This is a genomic window from Companilactobacillus tucceti DSM 20183, from assembly GCF_001434665.1.
Classification (GTDB): domain Bacteria; phylum Bacillota; class Bacilli; order Lactobacillales; family Lactobacillaceae; genus Companilactobacillus; species Companilactobacillus tucceti.
Window position 1 is genome coordinate 36,362 of record NZ_AZDG01000004.1, and the last position, 17,277, is coordinate 53,638.

Consider the following 17,277-nt stretch of genomic DNA (forward strand, 5'->3'; position numbering starts at 1 on the left):
TCAAATACATCTATCAAAAATATATACATAAGTGAATCATACTACGTAAAACAAATCTTACTACACTACGTGTTCTTTGTTCAAAAATTGGATCCTAGCAAATCATGTATTGAGCTTGCGCGACTACTATAATTTAAGTCGATTTTATGTTAACTTTTGTTGCTAGTTCCAAAATGCCTTTGTACCGTACTACTCTAATAATTCTGTGCTCTCTAATCCTACCATCTCCTTAATGGAAATGAATAAAACTCTATCTAGCATGAAAATTATGGGCTACAGTTCTTGGCATTTCATCTTTACCACGTCTTTAATATACCATTGTCCGAAAGCGTTTACAAGATTAATGTTCCATCTTTTTGTATAATCTTTCACTTTCTTTTATCTCACGTAAATAGAATTCATCCAACACGTCAGAAACGTTGGTACTATAGCCGTTCTGTGGGTCTTCAGCAAAAATATTTTCATATTCTTTAATGCTAATTTTTTCACGATTACTTAAGACTTCCTTAATTTCTTCACTAACTAAATTTTTCTTAAATTCAGGCTGAATTGTAGCACTATAAAGTTCACCAACAGCACCTGAGCCATAACTGAACAACAAAATCTTCTCATTATCTTTAGGATCTCCATTGATCAAATAAGAAATCAAAGCTAAGTAAAGTGAACCGGTATAAAGATTACCAACTTCTCGACCCATTTCGATACTTGCTTGATAATGTTTCGACAACTCATCAAACTTATCCGGATCAATTTTATCCTTTAATGTCTTCAAAGCTTTCATCCCCATTTTAGTATATGGGACATGGAATAGCATCGTCTGAAAATCATCTACAGTTTGATCAAAGGTATTTTGATACTTTTGCCAAAGTTCACTAAAGAATTCTACATAAACTTGATTAGAAAACTTCCCTCTCGCAAATGCAGTTTTAGAAAAAGTAGGACGCCAGAAGTCACCAACATTTTTAGTCATATAGACTTCTTCATGATTGAATTTCAAAATCTTAGGGTCTTTACCAATCAACATAGCAACAGCACCTGCACCTTGAGTGACTTCACCTGGTGTATTAATACCATATCTAGCAATATCACTGGCAATAACCAATGCTTTTTTATCCGGATTCAATGCTACAAATCCTTCTGCCATCTTTAATCCCGCTGTAGCACCGTAACAAGCTTCCTTTATTTCAAATGCTCGAACGTCTTCTGGGAGATTTAATAAATCAACCAAAAATGTAGCAACAGCCTTAGATTCATCAACACTGCTTTCAGTTCCAACAATGACTAAACCTATATTGTCGTCCTTTGAAATAATTTGATTGGCAGCTTCTGCTGCCATTGTGACACTGTCTTGATATTCCATAGGAACAGATTGCTTACTTTGACCAATTCCTATCGTGAATTTATCAGGGTCAACGTTTCTGGCCTTTGCTAACTCAACAATATCAATATATTTCTTAGGTGTATAAAACCCAATTTTATCAATACCTATATCCATTACTTGTTCCTCAATTCTGACAATATCTCTTGTGCATACTCCAATGAGTATTTTTTAGTTTGATTCATCTTTTTAGCAACTAGTTTAATTTCGTCGCCAACTGCTCCAGCGGAAACTGCCAAAGATTTACTTTGAAGGCTCATATGGCCAGCTTGAATACCTGTGGTGACAAGCGCTCTTAAAGCGGATAGATTATTAGCTAATCCAACTGCTCCAATGATCGATTGCAATTGCTTACTGTTATCTATTTGCATAATAGCTAAACTTATTTTTGCCATGGGTAAAGCACTTATAGCTCCGCCAACACTACCAACTTCAATTGGCATTTTTAATTCACCAACCAATTGGTTATCAATTATCTTCCAGTCACTAAATGGTCGATATTTTTCATAATAACTATGTGCAGCAGCTTCTTGGGCTCTAAAATCATTCCCTGTGGCAATAAGCACTGCATCTATTCCGTTCATAATTCCTTTATTATGAGTTACTGCACGTTTCGTAGATACCTTAGCAAATTCAGTCAATTTAACAATTCTTTTTGCAACTTCTTGTCCAGACATTGTTTTGGTAGCTAAATTTTCAAAGTCAACTTTTGCTTTAACAACAATAACTTGATCTTGACCACTATTAGATAAAATACTACATAAAACGTCTCCAGAGACTATTTCTAAAATTTCATGAGCAGTCTTTTCCAAAATTGAGTTAACTATATTAGCACCCATTGCATCAACAGTGTTTACTTTTAAATCTATTTCAAAAAATTTATCATTATCAATAAATTCTATTTCTTCTACACCACCACCACGTTCAACTAAACTAGGGCGTGATTCATTAGCGATATTTTGAAGATGACTTTTAGATTCAGTTATTTTCAAAATATCATCAGAAGACAAGTTTTCTAAAACAATTTGGCCTGTAACGATTCTTTTACTTGGTTCAGTTACAAAACCGCCACTCTTCTTAATACGCTTTGCTCCATTTGAAGCTGCCGCCACAACAGATGGTTCCTCAATAGCCATTGGTACTAGATATTCTTTTCCATCTATTAAAAAATCAGTGGCAAACCCATATGGCAAACCAAATAAACCTATTTGATTTTCACTTAAACTATCAGATAACTGACTAGTTAAAGGATCTCTTTTTAACAAAAAACCTGCCTGTTCTTTACTAATGAGTTTCTTCGATAGTAAGTAATCTATTCGTTGTTCGTCACTCATTTGGTAAACTTTCATGACAATTTGACTCCCATCGCCATTCCCATTCCACCACCAATACATAGTGAGGCTAAGCCGGTAGTTTTATTTTCATTTGAAAGAGAATTTAATAACGTAACGATCATTCTTGCACCAGTAGCTCCTAATGGATGACCTAGAGCAATCGCACCACCATAAATATTTAATTTATCTCCTGAAATATTTAAGTCTCTTGCTACCGCAATCGTTGGTGCAGCAAAGGCCTCGTTTATTTCAATCAAATCAAAATCATTAATATCAACATTGAATTTATCTTGATATTTATTGATAGCGTAATATGGTGCATATCCCATATAGTTAGGATCAATTCCCATTTCGGTATATCCAGTTATCTCTGCTAGATAGTTCAATCCTAGTTCTTCTGCTTTTGTTTTCTTCATCATGATCAAAGCTGCAGCACCATCATTTAATGGTGAAGAATTTCCCGCAGTGACCGTTCCATTTTCTTCAAAAGCTGGTTTTAATTTAGACATTTTTTCTAAAGTCGTATCCGCTCTAACAGACTGGTCAGTTGTGATCTTTTGACCATCTACTTCAATTGGCAATATTTCTTTAGATAAATTCTCTTTAGCCGCAACTGCTCTCTTATGAGAATTCAAAGAATATTCATCTTGAACTTGACGAGTTACAGCATATTTTTGAGCAACATTTTCAGCGGTCATCCCCATGGGTTGATGACTGAATGCATCATTTAACCCATCTTGGAATAACGTATCGCCCAGTTTTTCATCTGCATCTAATTTTCCTACTCTTTTGGCATAAAAAGCAGCATTTGACATGCTTTCTACTCCACCTGCAACAACAATTTCTGCTTCTCCAAGTAAGAGTGCATTTGCAGCAGCATGTACTGCTTTCATACCTGAACCACAGACCTGATTCACAGTCATTGCTGTTGATTCAACTTTAGCTCCTGAATTAAGAGCAATTTGACGTGCAACATTTTGACCTGAACCAGCCTGATAAACATTTCCGAAAATAAACTGATCTATTGTTTGAGGATCAATTTGGTTTTTTTCAAGTAATTGCTTAACTAATTGGGTTCCCAAATCTACAGCACTTAAATTGGCAAATTGCCCACGGAATTTACCTATCGCTGTTCTTTTAGCATCAATTATTACAATCGAATCCATATTTCATATCCTCTCTGGTAAAATAGCCTTAAAATTAAATAATAGTTTATCTAGAAATTAAAAACAATAAAAATGCAAGGTGGTGTTTTCAATGCGTGTAATTGATTTAATTTTATTATTGAACGATTTTAATAAAAATAGCCGTGTTTTAATTGAAAATACTCCAATAAATTTAGCTGTTGTTGATATTAAAGTAATCGATAATAAATTAATTTTAGAAACTTCATCCAAATTAAAAGCTCTAAAAAATTGGGAATTCCTTTTAATGATCAATAAATCATTATATTATACTATGCCTATCTTTTTTGACCACAAAAAAAATCACCAACAACTCTTTGGATTTAGGGTTGCTGGCGATCAGCTTTTATTAGGCTAGTTTTTCTTATTCTTTGGTTGTAACTTCTTGCTTAAGTCAAGAATGTATTGAGTTAGTTCATCCTTTACTTCTGGATGTGTCAATCCATATTCAATATTAGTCTTAACGTAACCAAATTTGTTACCAACATCATATCTTTGACCCTTGAATTCATGAGCAAAGACGCGTTGTGTCTTGTTCATACGATCAATGGCATCTGTCAATTGGATCTCGTTACCTGCGCCTGGTTTTTGAGTACTTAACAAATCAAAAATTTCAGGTGTTAACAAGTAACGTCCAATAATTGCCAAGTTACTTGGTGCATCTTCAACTTTAGGCTTTTCAACAAAGTTCTTAACATTGTAAAGACCAGGTGCTTGTTCACCTTCAGGATCAATAACACCATATTTAGAAACATCCTTTTCAGGAACTCTCATTACGGCAATTGTTGAAGCATGTGTCTTTTCGTAATCTTCGATCAATTGTTTTGTCAAAGGAACTTTATCTTTCATCAGATCATCACCCAACATAACAATGAAAGGTTCATCTGAGATAAATGAACGTGCTTGTGCTACAGCATCGCCAAGACCATTTGGATGTGCTTGACGACTGTAGTATAAATTAACACCTAAATCAGTAGTATCTTGAACAACTTTTAATAACTCTGTTTTATTTTTAGCTTCCAAGTTTTGCTCTAGTTCAGGGACAGAATCAAAGTGATCTTCGATTGAACGTTTGTTTTTACCAGTAATGATCAAAATATCTTCAATACCTGAAGCTTTAGCCTCTTCGACGATAAATTGAATTGTTGGCTTATCGACAATAGGAAGCATTTCCTTTGCGAGTGCCTTAGTTGCTGGCAAAAATCTTGTTCCTAATCCTGCAGCTGGAATAATAGCTTTTCTGACTTTCATTATTTATCTCCTTTTTTCATGTAACCTTAAATAACTTGTGAGTTTACCAGTATTCTTAATGACTGAACCTTCGCTAGCTTCTGCAAAACCAACGTTGATTGCATTTCCAAATAAGAATATCGTCACTGACATATTTACCCACAATAAGAAAACAATAATTGCTCCGATAGCACCATAATTATCCCAAGCTGCTCCAAAATACTTTAAGTAGTAAGAAAACAGTTGTGAGACTGTCAGCATACCAACAGAGGCAATTACCGTTCCTAATAATACATAATGAACCTTAAGACGAACATTAGGTAAAAAATAAAATAAAGCAAAGACGATCAAGAACATTATAACAATAGCCAGAGGCCATTTCCATGTACCAAAGGCATATAAAAATCCCGGATCCATTCCTAATAATGGAACGATCCAATTCAAAAATATTTGTCCAAAAGTAAAGACTATAATTACTGCTACAGCAACAAACATCAAAGCAAAAGTCATTATAAAGGCCAACATTCTACGAATAATATAATTCAAAAATGTCTGCTCAACAAAAATACTATTAATATCTAGCCCATACGACTCATTCATTGACATCTGAGCAGTGTTTAACCCTCTCGAAATTGCCCACAAAGCTAAAACGATACCAACTGACAAAATTCCTTTATTAGAACTAGTCAAAACTTTCTCAATTGTTGGGATCAAGTAACTATGCAGATCTTTGGGCAAAATAAATTCAATATAACCAACCACTGATTTGCGATCAAGATGCAAGAGTGGAATCAGGTTTCCTACAATGATGACGGCTGGAAACAGTGACAACAAAATATAATATGTTACAGCCTTTGAAGCCATAGGTATATTAGTATTTCCCATCGCTTCGGCAATACATTTAACAAACCCGATAAATTTATCTTTAATGGAGATGGGTTGTTTAAAAATCGGTGTATTGTCTTCCATTTAACTCTCCATTATAAAAGATATTTAGCGTCAAACTCAGGATCTTGTGATGTTAAGATTTTAGGACCATCTTTAGTGATAGCAATTGTATGCTCATATTGAGCTGAGTTTGAACCATCAGCTGAGACGAAATATTCCCAACCGTCAGCTTTAACAAACTTATCTGAAATTTCCCAAGTTCCTAAGTTGACCATAGGTTCAATTGTAATTGTCATACCTTCTTTAAGGCGCAATCCTTGTCCTGGTTCACCATAATGAGGAACATTAGGTGCTTCGTGCATTGTTGGTTGAATACCATGTCCAATAAGGTCACGAACATCCCCCATATGTTGTTCATCTTCTACATAATGTTGAATAGCATAACCAATATCACCCAAGCGATTACCAACAACAGCTTGATCAATACCTAGATATAAAGCCTTATGTGTTACTTCCATTAAGTGTTTATCTTCATCTGAAAGTTCACCAACAGCGTATGTCCAGCAAGAATCACTTTCATAACCGTCCAAATTAACAGTCATATCAACTTTTAGAACATCACCATTTTTTAAGATAAGGTTTTTTCTTGGAATACCATGAGCAACTTCATCGTTAACACAAACACAAGTTGCATATTTGTATCCTTCAAATCCCTTTTCGGATGGTCTCCCACCATGTTCAGTAATGTATTTATCAGCAAAATCTTCAATTTCCATTGAAGAGATTCCTGGTTTAATGATATCTCTTAATCCAATATGAACATTAGCAAGTAGTTCACCTGACTTGCGCATGCCCTCGATTTCACGTGCAGATTTTAATGTAATCAATTCCTACATTTCCCTTCAAAAATAAATAATACCTATAGTATAACATTTTCAGCAATTTCCAATTAGATGGTAGAGAATATTATTTTTTGCTATAATACGTCAAGTAAATAAGCAGTTATAAGAGAGTGTATATATATGACAAAAGTAAAAATCGTTTACGCCAGTATTACAGGTAACGACGAAGATATCGCCTATGTTTTAACAGAAAAATTTGAGGATCTAGGTGCAGATGTAGAAATGAGTGAGATATCACAAACTGATGCAGCCGATTTTGAAGATGCTGATATTTGTGTTATCGCTAGTTATACATATGATCAAGGAATAGTCCCTGATGAGGCTTTAGATTTTTATGAAGACATGCAAGATTTAGACCTTGATGGAAAAGTTTACGGAACTTGCGGTTCGGGAGATACATTCTATGAAGATTACTGTCGAGCTGTTGACGAGTTTGCAGCAATCTTTGAACAAGTTGGTGCAACTAAGGGAGCTGAACCAGTTAGGGTCGAACTAGAACCTGAACAAGAAGATATCGATCATCTAGATAACTTTGCTGAAGAATTGGTAGGAAAAGCCAAAGAAATGGATCATTAGACTATGGAATTGATCAAAAAACACCGAGATTTCTTGGTGTATTGTCTATTTGGATTTATGGCATCACTAATAAATATTGCCGTCTTTACTATTTCACACAATAATCTGAAAATATCCCTTTGGTTGGCTAACACTATTGCTTGGCTAATATCAAATATATTTTCTTTTTTTGTGACTAAATTGTATGTTTTTAAAACCAAGATTGGTACATATAAAAAGATGCTTAAAGAAGGTGCTTACTTTATAGCCTCGAGATTATTTTCCTTACTATTTGATGATATCTTCATGATCGTGGCAGTTCTTGTTTTACCACTTAATAATATTGTCATTAAAATAATCGACCAACTGGTCGTAGGATTATTTAATTACTTTTCATCTAAATGGATCTTCAACTACAATAATCGAAATATATTAGAAAAAATCAAAAATTTGAGATCAAAATAAAAAAATACAGAGTGTGACAAAGCATGTTCAGCTTTCGAGCATTAAGGCAGACAAGGTCAGCAATCCGTTGGATTGCTGACCTTGTCTGTTTTAAGCGGAAAAAGCTATGTTTTGTCGCACGTTTATGCTGCATATTAAAGAAAAAAGCAGTTATGTTACACTCCCTATTTTTATTAGTTAGCTTAAGAAGTCAGGATCAAGATATGCAGGATTTGGATACTTATAGAATCCTTCACCAGTACTTACTCCCATTTTCCCTTTATCAATATAATCATTCTTGATCATATCGGCTAATTCTTCATATTCAGGATCATTTTGAGCAGCATTCGAAGTTATATCATACGCTGTCTTCAATCCAACAATATCCAAAATACCAAACGGACCGAATGGTGCTTTAGTTGCTAACATCCAAGTTTTATCAACGGTTTCAATATCAGCCACACCTTTTGCTAAAAGCATTTGCGCGGCATCCAATAGTGGAACTAATAAAGTATTTAAAACATAACCCGGTTGTTCTTTCTTTAATTTGATTGGAATCATTCCAATTCCTTGAGCAAACTCAACTACTTCGTCATATATACTTTGGTTAGTCCATTTTGTACCCATTATTTCAGCGGTATTATTCTTCCAAATTTCATTTGCAAAATGTAATGCTAAAAACTTTTCTGGTCGACCTGTTATTTCAGCAAATTGGCTAGGTAAGAGTGTAGAAGTATTCGTAGCGAAAATTGTTTTTTCATTTGCTACTGCCGCTAATTGTTTGTAGAAACTTTCCTTTATATCCACTCTTTCAGGAATAGCCTCAATAACTAGATCAGCTTCGAAAACGGCCTTTGCAATATCACTTTCATAATTCATCCTTATCGGAACAGCCGCAGCATTACCCCTAGACGTAGTTAAATCACGAATCAAAGTATCTTTCAAATTAGGAAGGATCGTACTTTCATAAACTCCATTATGCAAAAATACATTTAAATGTTCTGATTGACTTTGAACCTCTTTTTGATAAATATCAACTAGACCATTTATTCGTTCTTTAGCTTTAACTAAAACCTGATCGTTAATATCATAAATAGTTACGTTATATCCTCTAAAGGCAGTTTGAAATGCAATTTGACTACCCAAGACACCACTACCTGCTATAGTTACATTTTTTATCGTCATCAAAATCATCTCCGTTCCAGAATATTATTGAAATCGCTTACAGTATACATTCTCGAAACTTTTCATTGCAAATTTTATGCACAAAAATAAACCATACCAATTTGTGGTATAGTTTATTTTTTATTCCGCATAAACATGCAACACAGCATAGTTTTTTCTACTTACAATAAAATACTCCAGCAACCTGAAGATTGCTGGAGTATTTTATTTTAGTGCGCAAAAGTTGGACAGGCTTTGTTGCACTCTTATTCTGTATCTACATTTTGTTTTGATTTATATAGGTAGAATGGCAAACCGACAAACGTCAATGCTAATCCTACTAGGGCAAGTATTGTTTGGGTAAACAATGTATTTATTACAATGAAGGAGCCTCCGAGAATGGCAATAATCGGGACTACAGGGTAAAAGAGGGTCTTGTAGGGTCTATTCATATCTGGTTCACGTTTTCTAAGTATCATTGTAGCGAGGAAGGTCATTGTATAGAAAATCCAGATTACGAATATCAACATATCAGTTAAGGTATTAAATGCACCTAAGAAAATCATAAGACTAGCAATTACAATCTGTAAGATACCACAATTAATAGGAATTCCATTTTTTGATAACTTTTTAAGTTGTTTACTAAATGGCAAGGTATTATCTAAAGCCATTGCGTAAGGAATACGCATACCTGTCATTGTATATCCATTAATGGCACCAAACACAGAAATTAGGATACCGATCGTTACTAACTTACCACCTAATTCACCAAATAATACGGTAGAAACATCTGAAGCAGCATTGTTATTACCGATAATTTGACCAATTGGCATAGTCTTTAGAAATACATAATTGATCAACATATAAACAATCATGATTCCTGCTAATCCTAACAGGATAGCTTTTGGTAGATCCTTTCGAGGATTTTTCATCTCTCCAGCAATATTACCAACATGGATCCATCCGTCATAAGCAAACATTGTTGCTAATAGTCCATGTCCTAAGGCTGTGGCAAAGCCTAAGTCTTTTCCAGCTGTGACCGGGAATAAACTGATTTGAACGTCTGATTTAGCGAATAAACCAAAGATAACAATTAAAATGATAGGAATCAATTTGAAAAGTGTTGTAAACGATTGAACACGTCCACCTACTTTGGAACCGAGCAAATTAGTTAGTGTTAAGAACAATGCTACGGCAACTCCTATCGGAACCAGTAAACTTGGACTTAAGCCAAATAAATTAATACATTGTGTACTGAATATAATTGCCAACGCAGCTATATTTGCAGGGAAATATATTACAGTTTCAGCCCATCCAAGCAAGAAAGCAGGCTTCTTTCCATAAGTATATTCAATATAGCGCATCATTCCACCAGTTTCAGGGATTGCGGCAGCCAGTTCAGCAGCTGTCAAACCAGCACAGATGGTAATTACACCACCTAAAAACCATGCTAAAAGTGATAAGCTAACGGTTCCTGTCGCTTCAGAAACCACGGCAGCTTTGAAAAATACACCCGCACCAATAACTGTACCCATTACGGTGGACAAAGCAGCAACAAATCCAATATTTTTCTTTAGATCAGTTGTTCCTTCTCCCATTTGTTCACCTCTAAGCTAGGAAATTATCCTTGCTCTACTCTATCTTTTAATTTGTCAAGCATGTCGCGTGTCATTGCGTCTAAGTCGTAGTTTGGAGAGAAGCCCCATTCTTCTTTAGCGCATGTTGGGTCAATACTATTTGGCCATGAGTCAGCAATTGTTTGACGCATTGGGTCAACATCGTATGTCATATCAAATTCTGGCATAACTTTTTGGATAGATTTCTTGATGTCTTCTGGTTCAAATGACATTGCTGTGATATTGAAAGCATTTCTATGAACAAGTTTGTCTGGATCAGCATTCATCAATTTGATAACAGCATCAATAGCATCTGGCATGTACATCATATCCATGTATGTGCCTTCTTTAATGAATGATTCGTATGATCCCTTCTTAAGTGCTTCGTAGTAAATATCTACAGCGTAGTCTGTTGTTCCTCCACCTGGTAATGTCTTATATGAGATAAGTCCAGGGAATCTAACACCACGAGTATCTACACCAAATTTTGTGTGGTAGTAGTCACATAATAATTCACCAGATACTTTTGTTACACCATACATGGTAGTTGGTCTTTGAAGAGTATCTTGAGGTGTATTATCTTTTGGAGTATTTGGACCAAATGATCCGATTGAACTTGGAGTAAAGAATTTCAAATTAAGTTCACGTGCAACTTCAAGGGCATTAACTAAACCACCCATATTCAAGTTCCATGCTAATTGAGGTTTCTTTTCAGCTACAGCTGATAGAAGTGCTGCTAAGTGAATCAAGGTATCAACATTATTATCTTTTGCGATTTGTAGCATGTGGTCATAATCATTAACATCTAATTCTTCAAATGGTCCGCTTTGAACTGTAGGATTATCAATTGGTCTTCTGATATCTGTTGCAATAACACTATCAGGACCATTTAATTCTCTTAATTTTGCTACCAATTCTGAACCAATTTGACCTAAACAACCTGTAACCATAACTTTTTTCATCGTGAAATCCTCCAACTAAGGTAATTTGATTTTTTTAAATTAAATCTAGTTCTTTACCAACTTTTTCGTACACGGTGATAGCTTGATCCAACATTTCTTTAGTGTGTGTACGCATTGGCATGTTTCTAATACGTCCAGTTCCTAGAGGAACAGTAGGATAAACGATTGGTTTGACGTAAACGCCATTTTCAATCAGTTTGTTTGAAAATTGTTGTGTCTTGTTTTCATCACCAAGAATAACTGGTGTGATAGGTGTTTCTGATTTTGAAAGAGTAAAACCAATTCTTTCAAGGTTTTCTTTGAAGTAATTTGCGTTGTCCCATAATTGGTCAACATATTCTGGATGATCCATAATCAAATCTAATGAAGCGATACAAGCAGCTGAAGCTCCTGGTGTTAGAGATGTTGAGAATAGGAATGGACGACCACGTGCCTTTAGCCATTCAATTAATTCTTTTGTTCCGGCAACGTAACCACCGACAACACCAATAGCTTTTGATAATGTACCCATTTGGAAATCAATCTTATCTTGAAGTCCAAAATGTTTAACTGTACCTTTACCATGTCCCATAACACCTGACCCATGGGCGTCATCAACATAAGTTATAAGGTTATATTCTTCTGCTACTTTTACAGCTTCTGGAAGGTTTGCAACATCCCCATCCATTGAGAAAACACCATCTGTGATATACATGATCTTTTCGTATAGGCCACTTTCTGTAGCTTCTTTAGCTTTTTGACGAAGATCGTCCATATCTTGATGCTTAACACGAATAATTTTGGCACCTGATAAACGGCAACCATCAATAATAGATGCATGGTTTAATTCATCTGACAAAATGGCATCTTTTTTTGTCATAACCGCAGAAATGGCACCCATATTACAATTGAATCCTGATTGGAAGGCAATTGCTGCTTCTGTTCCCTTGAACTCGGCAATCTTTTCTTCCAATTCCTTATGAATCATTAAAGTTCCGTTAATAGGACGAACGGCACCCGCACCTACACCCCATTTTTCAGTTGCCGCAACATCGGCATCCTTTAATTCATCACGACTAGCAAATCCCAGGTAGTTATTTGATGCAAGATTGATCATTTCATGACCATTTATTTTGATGATTGGTCCATTGTGATCTTCCAAGACATCGATTGAATTGAGAAGTCCTTTTTGCTTAAGATCGTCTAAATTTTCTCTCAAGTACTTTTGTAAAACCTCTGACATAACTATTTGCTCCTTCATTAAGATTTGGTTCACCGAGAATATATCATGTTACGAAATCGCTTACAATCGATAACACTCGGGTTATGATTAGTAATTTCTTAATATAACGATTATTCAATACAAAATATTTCACAAGTTAAATGTATGCAAATGTATTTTAGGTAAAAAAGGCTTATTTCATAATAAAGTGATAGCAAATAATGTTTATGAATAAATTTCCAAATTTCAAAAAATTATTAGACAAAATTTAATAAAAAAATTTTACAATATTAAATAAACGAACATTTTTTTGTAACAAAAAAAGACCACTTGTTGACTATTTTTGATACAGTGTATCAAATTAGTTAACAAGTGGCCATGCTATATGCACATTATTTAAATCTTATATTTAACTTTTTGAACCGGATTATTCAAATTCTTCCGGTTTATTTTTTATTTGTTTAAAGTAATAACTTATAGAATCTAAAATGCGTTCTGATGCCTTACCGTCACCATAAGGATTTTTAGCATTTGCCATACGTTGATACTCATCACTATTATCAAGCAAATTGTTCATTTCTTTTTCAACGACACTTGAATCAGTACCAACTAATTTTAAGGTTCCAGCTTGAACTCCTTCTGGACGTTCAGTCGTATCACGTAAAACTAAAACTGGTTTCCCTAATGAAGGGGCTTCTTCTTGAACACCACCAGAATCAGTCATAATAAAGTAACTCTTTGATGCAAGATTGTGAAAATCAACAACGTCTAAAGGATCGATCAAATGAACTCTATCAACATCACCAAGGATCTCTTTAGCAGTCTTTTGAACAACAGGATTTAGATGCACTGGATATATCAATTCAATATCATCATGTTTTTCAACGACTTTTTTCATGGCATTGAAGACTTGCTTCATAGGTTCACCTTGATTTTCACGACGGTGCATCGTTACCAAGATCATCTTCTTATTTGGATCAATAATATCAAGGATATCATGATGATAGTCTTGGTGAACTGTACTACTTAATGCATCGATTGCTGTATTACCAGTAACGAAAATATTACTTTCATTATGATTCTCTTTGATAAGATTAGCTTTACTTTGATCAGTTGGAGCAAAATACAGATCAGATAGATCATCGGTCATTTGGCGATTCATCTCTTCAGGCCATGGAGAATACTTATTCCACGTTCTAAGTCCTGCTTCAACATGCCCAATACTTGTTTGATGATAAAAGGCTGACAAAGCTGCGCTGAATGTAGTTGTAGTATCACCATGAACAAGGACAATATCAGGTTTTTCTTTTTCAATGATATTATCTAGTTCTTTAAGAACTAATCCAGTTATTCCACTTAGAGTTTGACGTTCCTTCATTATGTTCAAATCATAATCAGGTTTTATCTTAAATATCTCTAAAACAGAATCGAGCATTTCACGATGTTGAGCTGTAACAACGGTTACTGTCTCAAAGCGATCACTATTTTGTTTTAATTTTAAAACTAATGGTGCCATTTTTATTGCCTCTGGTCTTGTTCCAAAGACTGTCATAACTTTTATTTTATCCAAAGTATTCACCTCAATAACTGTTCAAATTATATCAGAAATAAGACGATAAACCTAACCAGCTCTAGACTAACTAATCTACCAGAGTTTTCAGAAAATAATCTGATATAATAATATTATTATGATAAATTTACCCCTATTAATAACTTTAAGTATATTCACCACTTTAGTCGCCTTTTTTCTTGTCATGGCAATTTATAATACCTTAATCAAATCTAACAGTAAAAAATACTGGTGGATTATTCTAATAATTTTAGTAATCCTCTATATCATAGCCTTTGTAGCCTATTTTCATTTCAAAACCGGTACTTTACTGTAAATACTTTTAGAAAAAGGATATTAATTATTCGTGTTTTGCGTTAAAATGATGATTGTATTCTAAAGATGAATTTTTTGGAGGATTATCGATGGTTTTAACAAATGGAAACGAAATTTTCAACAACGCTCGTAAAGGAAAATATGCCGTTGGTGCTTTTAACATCAACGACTTGGAATGGACTCGTTCTATCTTAGCTGCAGCCCAAGAAACAAACACACCAGTATTGGTTCAAACATCAATGGGTGCTGCAAAGTACATGGGTGGCTATGAATTATGTCTACACCTTGTACAAGACACAATCAAATCAATGGGTATCACTGTTCCAGTTGTTATGCATTTGGATCATGGTAACTTTGAAGCTGCTAAAGAATGTATCGAAGTTGGTTACAACTCAGTTATGTTTGATGGACATGACTTACCTTTCGACGAAAACCTTGCAAAGACAAAGGAAATCGTTAAATTAGCTCACGCTAAGGGCATTTCTGTTGAAGCAGAAGTTGGTTCAATCGGTGGTACTGAAGATGGTATCGTTGGTTTAGGTGAATTAGCTGATGTTGAAGAAGCTAAGACTCTTAACGCAACTGGTGTTGATTATCTTGCCGTTGGTATTGGTAACATTCATGGTGTTTACCCTGACAACTGGAAAGGTTTAAGCTTTGACCGTCTTAAGGAATTAGCTGACGTTATCGATACACCACTTGTTCTTCATGGTGGTTCAGGTATTCCTAAGGAACAAATTATCAAAGCTGTTTCAATGGGTATCTCAAAGGTTAACGTTAATACTGAATTACAACTATCATTTGCTAAAGCAACACGTGAATATATCGAAGCTAAGAAAGACTTGGATATTGATGAAAAGGGTTATGACCCACGTAAGTTACTAGCACCTGGTGCAAAGGCTATTACAGAAACAACAAAGGAACGTATCGCTTGGTTCGGTACACCTTCAATCAAATAATCTATCGATAAGATAAATTCAAAAAGAAGCTGTGACGTGAGTCATAGCTTCTTTTTTGTTTAGAAAAAAAATAGCCCTTACGGACTATTTTTTAGCTTCAGCTTCTTGTTCTTCTTTAGCCACAGCCATTTGAGCTACTAAGTTCAAATAGTTGAATGGATTATCATAATTTGGTTGGAATAACATATCTACAAAAGCAAGATCATCAATAGTATTTCCATTTTGAATACTAATTGATAAAGCATTAGCTGATTGAGCCACTTCATGCTTACTAAATAATTGAGCACCAAGAATCTTTCTAGTATCTTTATCGTAAACCAAATCAATCATTAACATTTCATTACTTGGCATAAAGGTAGGACGGTAATAATCATCGTAAATAACATGATCTGCATTGATTCCATCATCAAGGGCATTCTTCAATGTTGCACCTGTTGATGCTAATGTATGTTCGAATAATTCTAGTCCTGTCGAAGCTTGTGTTCCCATATACTTTTGAATATCACCAAAAACATTTTTACCAGCTAAGAATCCTTGGCGAACTGCATTAGTTGCTAAAGGAATATAGACAGGTTTCTTTGTAGGGTTAAAGTTAACTGAACAAGAATCACCAGCAGCATAAATATCAGGGTTAGATGACTGAACATATTCATTAACAATGATTTCTTCATGCTCGCCTCTTTTAACTTGACCCTTTAACAAATCAGTATTAGCTACAAAACCGGTACATACAATAATTAAATCGGCCTTATGCTCACCTTTGTTTGTCTTAATAGTGATTTCATCACCGTCTTCAAAACCAGATACACGTTCATTCAAAAACACATCAACGTAATGATCTCTCAATAGACCAACTATTTTATCAGACATGGGTTTATCAATATAATGATTCAACACTTGCTCACCAGCGTGGATCAAAGTTACATTATGAATTGTATTAGCGTAACTTTCAGCTAATTCAACTCCAACGTATCCTCCACCAATGATAGCAATACTTTGATAATTCTTAGCTGATTCATAAATTTGTTGAGCTTGTTCATAATTTTTACACAATAAAATACGTGGATTATCGAAATTCTTCAAAACCGGTGTATAAGTCTTTGATCCTGTAGTCATGATCAACTTATCATAACTATCTTCGAATTCTTCACCAGTTTCAAGATCTTTTACTATCAACGTTTTCTTTTTTGAATCAATCTTTAAAACTTCATGTTTCATCTTAACGTCGGCACCATCTTGTCTCAATGTGTCAGGGTCGGCATAGAACATGTCTTCCAAACGATTCACAATTCTGCCTAAGTATAAAGCAATTCCACAAGATAAAAATGCAATATTATCTTCACGTTCATACACTGTAACATCTGTTTCAGGATGATCTTTAAGGATTTGTTCCACAGCTGCCGTTCCAGCATGTGTACAACCAACAACTACGACTTTCAATGATAATACCTCCAATGCCTATTCATATATAGCTTACATCTTTTCATATTCAAATACTCATCATCATTTACGAATACTTTTTTCATATAATGAAGTAATATTCAATATACCTTTAGGTATAACCTTATCATATTC

At 34.6% G+C, this 17,277-nt stretch carries 16 protein-coding genes; 4 read left to right on the forward strand and 12 right to left on the reverse strand.

The annotated features are described in order from the left end of the window. Window positions 1-340 precede the first annotated feature (340 nt). Genes FC72_RS02685 through FC72_RS02695 form a run of 3 tightly spaced genes read right to left on the reverse strand, consistent with a single transcriptional unit; the run spans window position 341 to window position 3,878 of the window. Complete coding sequence (locus FC72_RS02685; protein ID WP_057764527.1) at window positions 341-1,495, reverse strand: hydroxymethylglutaryl-CoA synthase; 1,155 nt, start codon at window positions 1,493-1,495, stop codon at window positions 341-343. Next, window positions 1,495-2,727, reverse strand: a complete 1,233-nt coding sequence (locus tag FC72_RS02690; protein ID WP_057764529.1) for a hydroxymethylglutaryl-CoA reductase, degradative — start codon at window positions 2,725-2,727, stop codon at window positions 1,495-1,497. The genes FC72_RS02685 and FC72_RS02690 overlap by 1 nt, the downstream gene beginning before the upstream one ends. Continuing rightward, the gene (locus tag FC72_RS02695; protein ID WP_057764531.1) at window positions 2,724-3,878 is read right to left on the reverse strand and encodes a thiolase family protein; all 1,155 of its coding nucleotides are present in this window, start codon (window positions 3,876-3,878) and stop codon (window positions 2,724-2,726) included. The genes FC72_RS02690 and FC72_RS02695 overlap by 4 nt, the downstream gene beginning before the upstream one ends. Before the next feature lie 91 nt (window positions 3,879-3,969). On the opposite strand from FC72_RS02695, the gene FC72_RS02700 reads away from it, so the two are divergent. Beyond that, a complete protein-coding gene (locus tag FC72_RS02700; protein ID WP_057764533.1) occupies window positions 3,970-4,254 on the forward strand; it encodes a hypothetical protein in 285 nt (94 codons plus the stop codon). On the opposite strand, the gene galU is transcribed toward FC72_RS02700, so the two are convergent. Genes galU through map form a run of 3 tightly spaced genes read right to left on the reverse strand, consistent with a single transcriptional unit; the run spans window position 4,251 to window position 6,901 of the window. Then, window positions 4,251-5,147, reverse strand: a complete 897-nt coding sequence (gene galU, locus FC72_RS02705) for a UTP--glucose-1-phosphate uridylyltransferase GalU (RefSeq protein ID WP_057764535.1) — start codon at window positions 5,145-5,147, stop codon at window positions 4,251-4,253. The two genes, FC72_RS02700 and galU, sit on opposite strands and share 4 nt — an antisense overlap. Before the next feature lie 3 nt (window positions 5,148-5,150). Continuing rightward, window positions 5,151-6,095, reverse strand: coding sequence for a YihY/virulence factor BrkB family protein (locus FC72_RS02710; protein ID WP_057764537.1), 945 nt, complete (start codon window positions 6,093-6,095; stop codon window positions 5,151-5,153). An 11-nt stretch (window positions 6,096-6,106) separates the two neighbouring features. Further along, window positions 6,107-6,901 carry a type I methionyl aminopeptidase gene (gene map / locus FC72_RS02715; protein WP_057764539.1) on the reverse strand — a complete coding sequence of 265 codons (795 nt, stop codon included), beginning with the start codon at window positions 6,899-6,901 and terminating at the stop codon, window positions 6,107-6,109. A gap of 135 nt (window positions 6,902-7,036) precedes the next feature. Here map and FC72_RS02720 point away from each other — a divergent pair, with 135 nt between their 5' ends. Beyond that, a complete protein-coding gene (locus FC72_RS02720) occupies window positions 7,037-7,492 on the forward strand; it encodes a flavodoxin (protein ID WP_057764541.1) in 456 nt (151 codons plus the stop codon). Window positions 7,493-7,495: 3 nt separating this feature from the next. Then, on the forward strand, window positions 7,496-7,936 hold the full coding sequence (locus tag FC72_RS02725) for a GtrA family protein (RefSeq protein WP_057764544.1): 441 nt from the start codon (window positions 7,496-7,498) through the stop codon (window positions 7,934-7,936). Window positions 7,937-8,113: 177 nt separating this feature from the next. On the opposite strand, the gene FC72_RS02730 is transcribed toward FC72_RS02725, so the two are convergent. The 5 genes from FC72_RS02730 to wecB form a co-directional block, all read right to left on the reverse strand. Beyond that, window positions 8,114-9,100, reverse strand: a complete 987-nt coding sequence (locus FC72_RS02730) for a 3-hydroxyacyl-CoA dehydrogenase (RefSeq protein ID WP_057764546.1) — start codon at window positions 9,098-9,100, stop codon at window positions 8,114-8,116. 245 nt (window positions 9,101-9,345) lie between these two features. Beyond that, the gene (locus FC72_RS02735) at window positions 9,346-10,677 is read right to left on the reverse strand and encodes an APC family permease (RefSeq protein WP_057764549.1); all 1,332 of its coding nucleotides are present in this window, start codon (window positions 10,675-10,677) and stop codon (window positions 9,346-9,348) included. Between the two features lie 23 nt (window positions 10,678-10,700). Then, entirely contained in the window at window positions 10,701-11,657 is a 957-nt protein-coding gene (locus tag FC72_RS02740; RefSeq protein ID WP_057764551.1) for an L-threonine 3-dehydrogenase, read from the reverse strand. A gap of 34 nt (window positions 11,658-11,691) precedes the next feature. Continuing rightward, entirely contained in the window at window positions 11,692-12,879 is a 1,188-nt protein-coding gene (locus FC72_RS02745) for a glycine C-acetyltransferase (RefSeq protein WP_420806036.1), read from the reverse strand. A 406-nt stretch (window positions 12,880-13,285) separates the two neighbouring features. After that, window positions 13,286-14,428, reverse strand: coding sequence for a non-hydrolyzing UDP-N-acetylglucosamine 2-epimerase (gene wecB, locus FC72_RS02750; RefSeq protein WP_057764555.1), 1,143 nt, complete (start codon window positions 14,426-14,428; stop codon window positions 13,286-13,288). A gap of 404 nt (window positions 14,429-14,832) precedes the next feature. Here wecB and fba point away from each other — a divergent pair, with 404 nt between their 5' ends. Next, a complete protein-coding gene (fba, locus tag FC72_RS02755) occupies window positions 14,833-15,702 on the forward strand; it encodes a class II fructose-1,6-bisphosphate aldolase (protein WP_057764557.1) in 870 nt (289 codons plus the stop codon). An 84-nt stretch (window positions 15,703-15,786) separates the two neighbouring features. Here the strand turns inward: fba and FC72_RS02760 are convergent, their stop codons facing one another. Beyond that, window positions 15,787-17,142 carry an FAD-dependent oxidoreductase gene (locus FC72_RS02760; RefSeq protein ID WP_057764559.1) on the reverse strand — a complete coding sequence of 452 codons (1,356 nt, stop codon included), beginning with the start codon at window positions 17,140-17,142 and terminating at the stop codon, window positions 15,787-15,789. Between the last annotated feature and the right edge of the window lie 135 nt (window positions 17,143-17,277).

What these genes read in the sequence shown, in the direction of transcription:
- FC72_RS02690 (WP_057764529.1), bottom strand. Translation starts at nt 2,727, where the DNA reads ATGAAAGTTTACCAAATGAGTGACGAACAACGAATAGATTACTTACTA.
- FC72_RS02725 (WP_057764544.1), top strand. Translation starts at nt 7,496, where the DNA reads ATGGAATTGATCAAAAAACACCGAGATTTCTTGGTGTATTGTCTATTT.
- FC72_RS02700 (WP_057764533.1), top strand. Translation starts at nt 3,970, where the DNA reads ATGCGTGTAATTGATTTAATTTTATTATTGAACGATTTTAATAAAAAT.
- FC72_RS02685 (WP_057764527.1), bottom strand. Translation starts at nt 1,495, where the DNA reads ATGGATATAGGTATTGATAAAATTGGGTTTTATACACCTAAGAAATAT.
- FC72_RS02710 (WP_057764537.1), bottom strand. Translation starts at nt 6,095, where the DNA reads ATGGAAGACAATACACCGATTTTTAAACAACCCATCTCCATTAAAGAT.
- FC72_RS02695 (WP_057764531.1), bottom strand. Translation starts at nt 3,878, where the DNA reads ATGGATTCGATTGTAATAATTGATGCTAAAAGAACAGCGATAGGTAAA.
- FC72_RS02720 (WP_057764541.1), top strand. Translation starts at nt 7,037, where the DNA reads ATGACAAAAGTAAAAATCGTTTACGCCAGTATTACAGGTAACGACGAA.
- fba (WP_057764557.1), top strand. Translation starts at nt 14,833, where the DNA reads ATGGTTTTAACAAATGGAAACGAAATTTTCAACAACGCTCGTAAAGGA.
- FC72_RS02730 (WP_057764546.1), bottom strand. Translation starts at nt 9,100, where the DNA reads ATGACGATAAAAAATGTAACTATAGCAGGTAGTGGTGTCTTGGGTAGT.
- FC72_RS02735 (WP_057764549.1), bottom strand. Translation starts at nt 10,677, where the DNA reads ATGGGAGAAGGAACAACTGATCTAAAGAAAAATATTGGATTTGTTGCT.
- FC72_RS02740 (WP_057764551.1), bottom strand. Translation starts at nt 11,657, where the DNA reads ATGAAAAAAGTTATGGTTACAGGTTGTTTAGGTCAAATTGGTTCAGAA.
- galU (WP_057764535.1), bottom strand. Translation starts at nt 5,147, where the DNA reads ATGAAAGTCAGAAAAGCTATTATTCCAGCTGCAGGATTAGGAACAAGA.
- FC72_RS02745 (WP_420806036.1), bottom strand. Translation starts at nt 12,879, where the DNA reads ATGTCAGAGGTTTTACAAAAGTACTTGAGAGAAAATTTAGACGATCTT.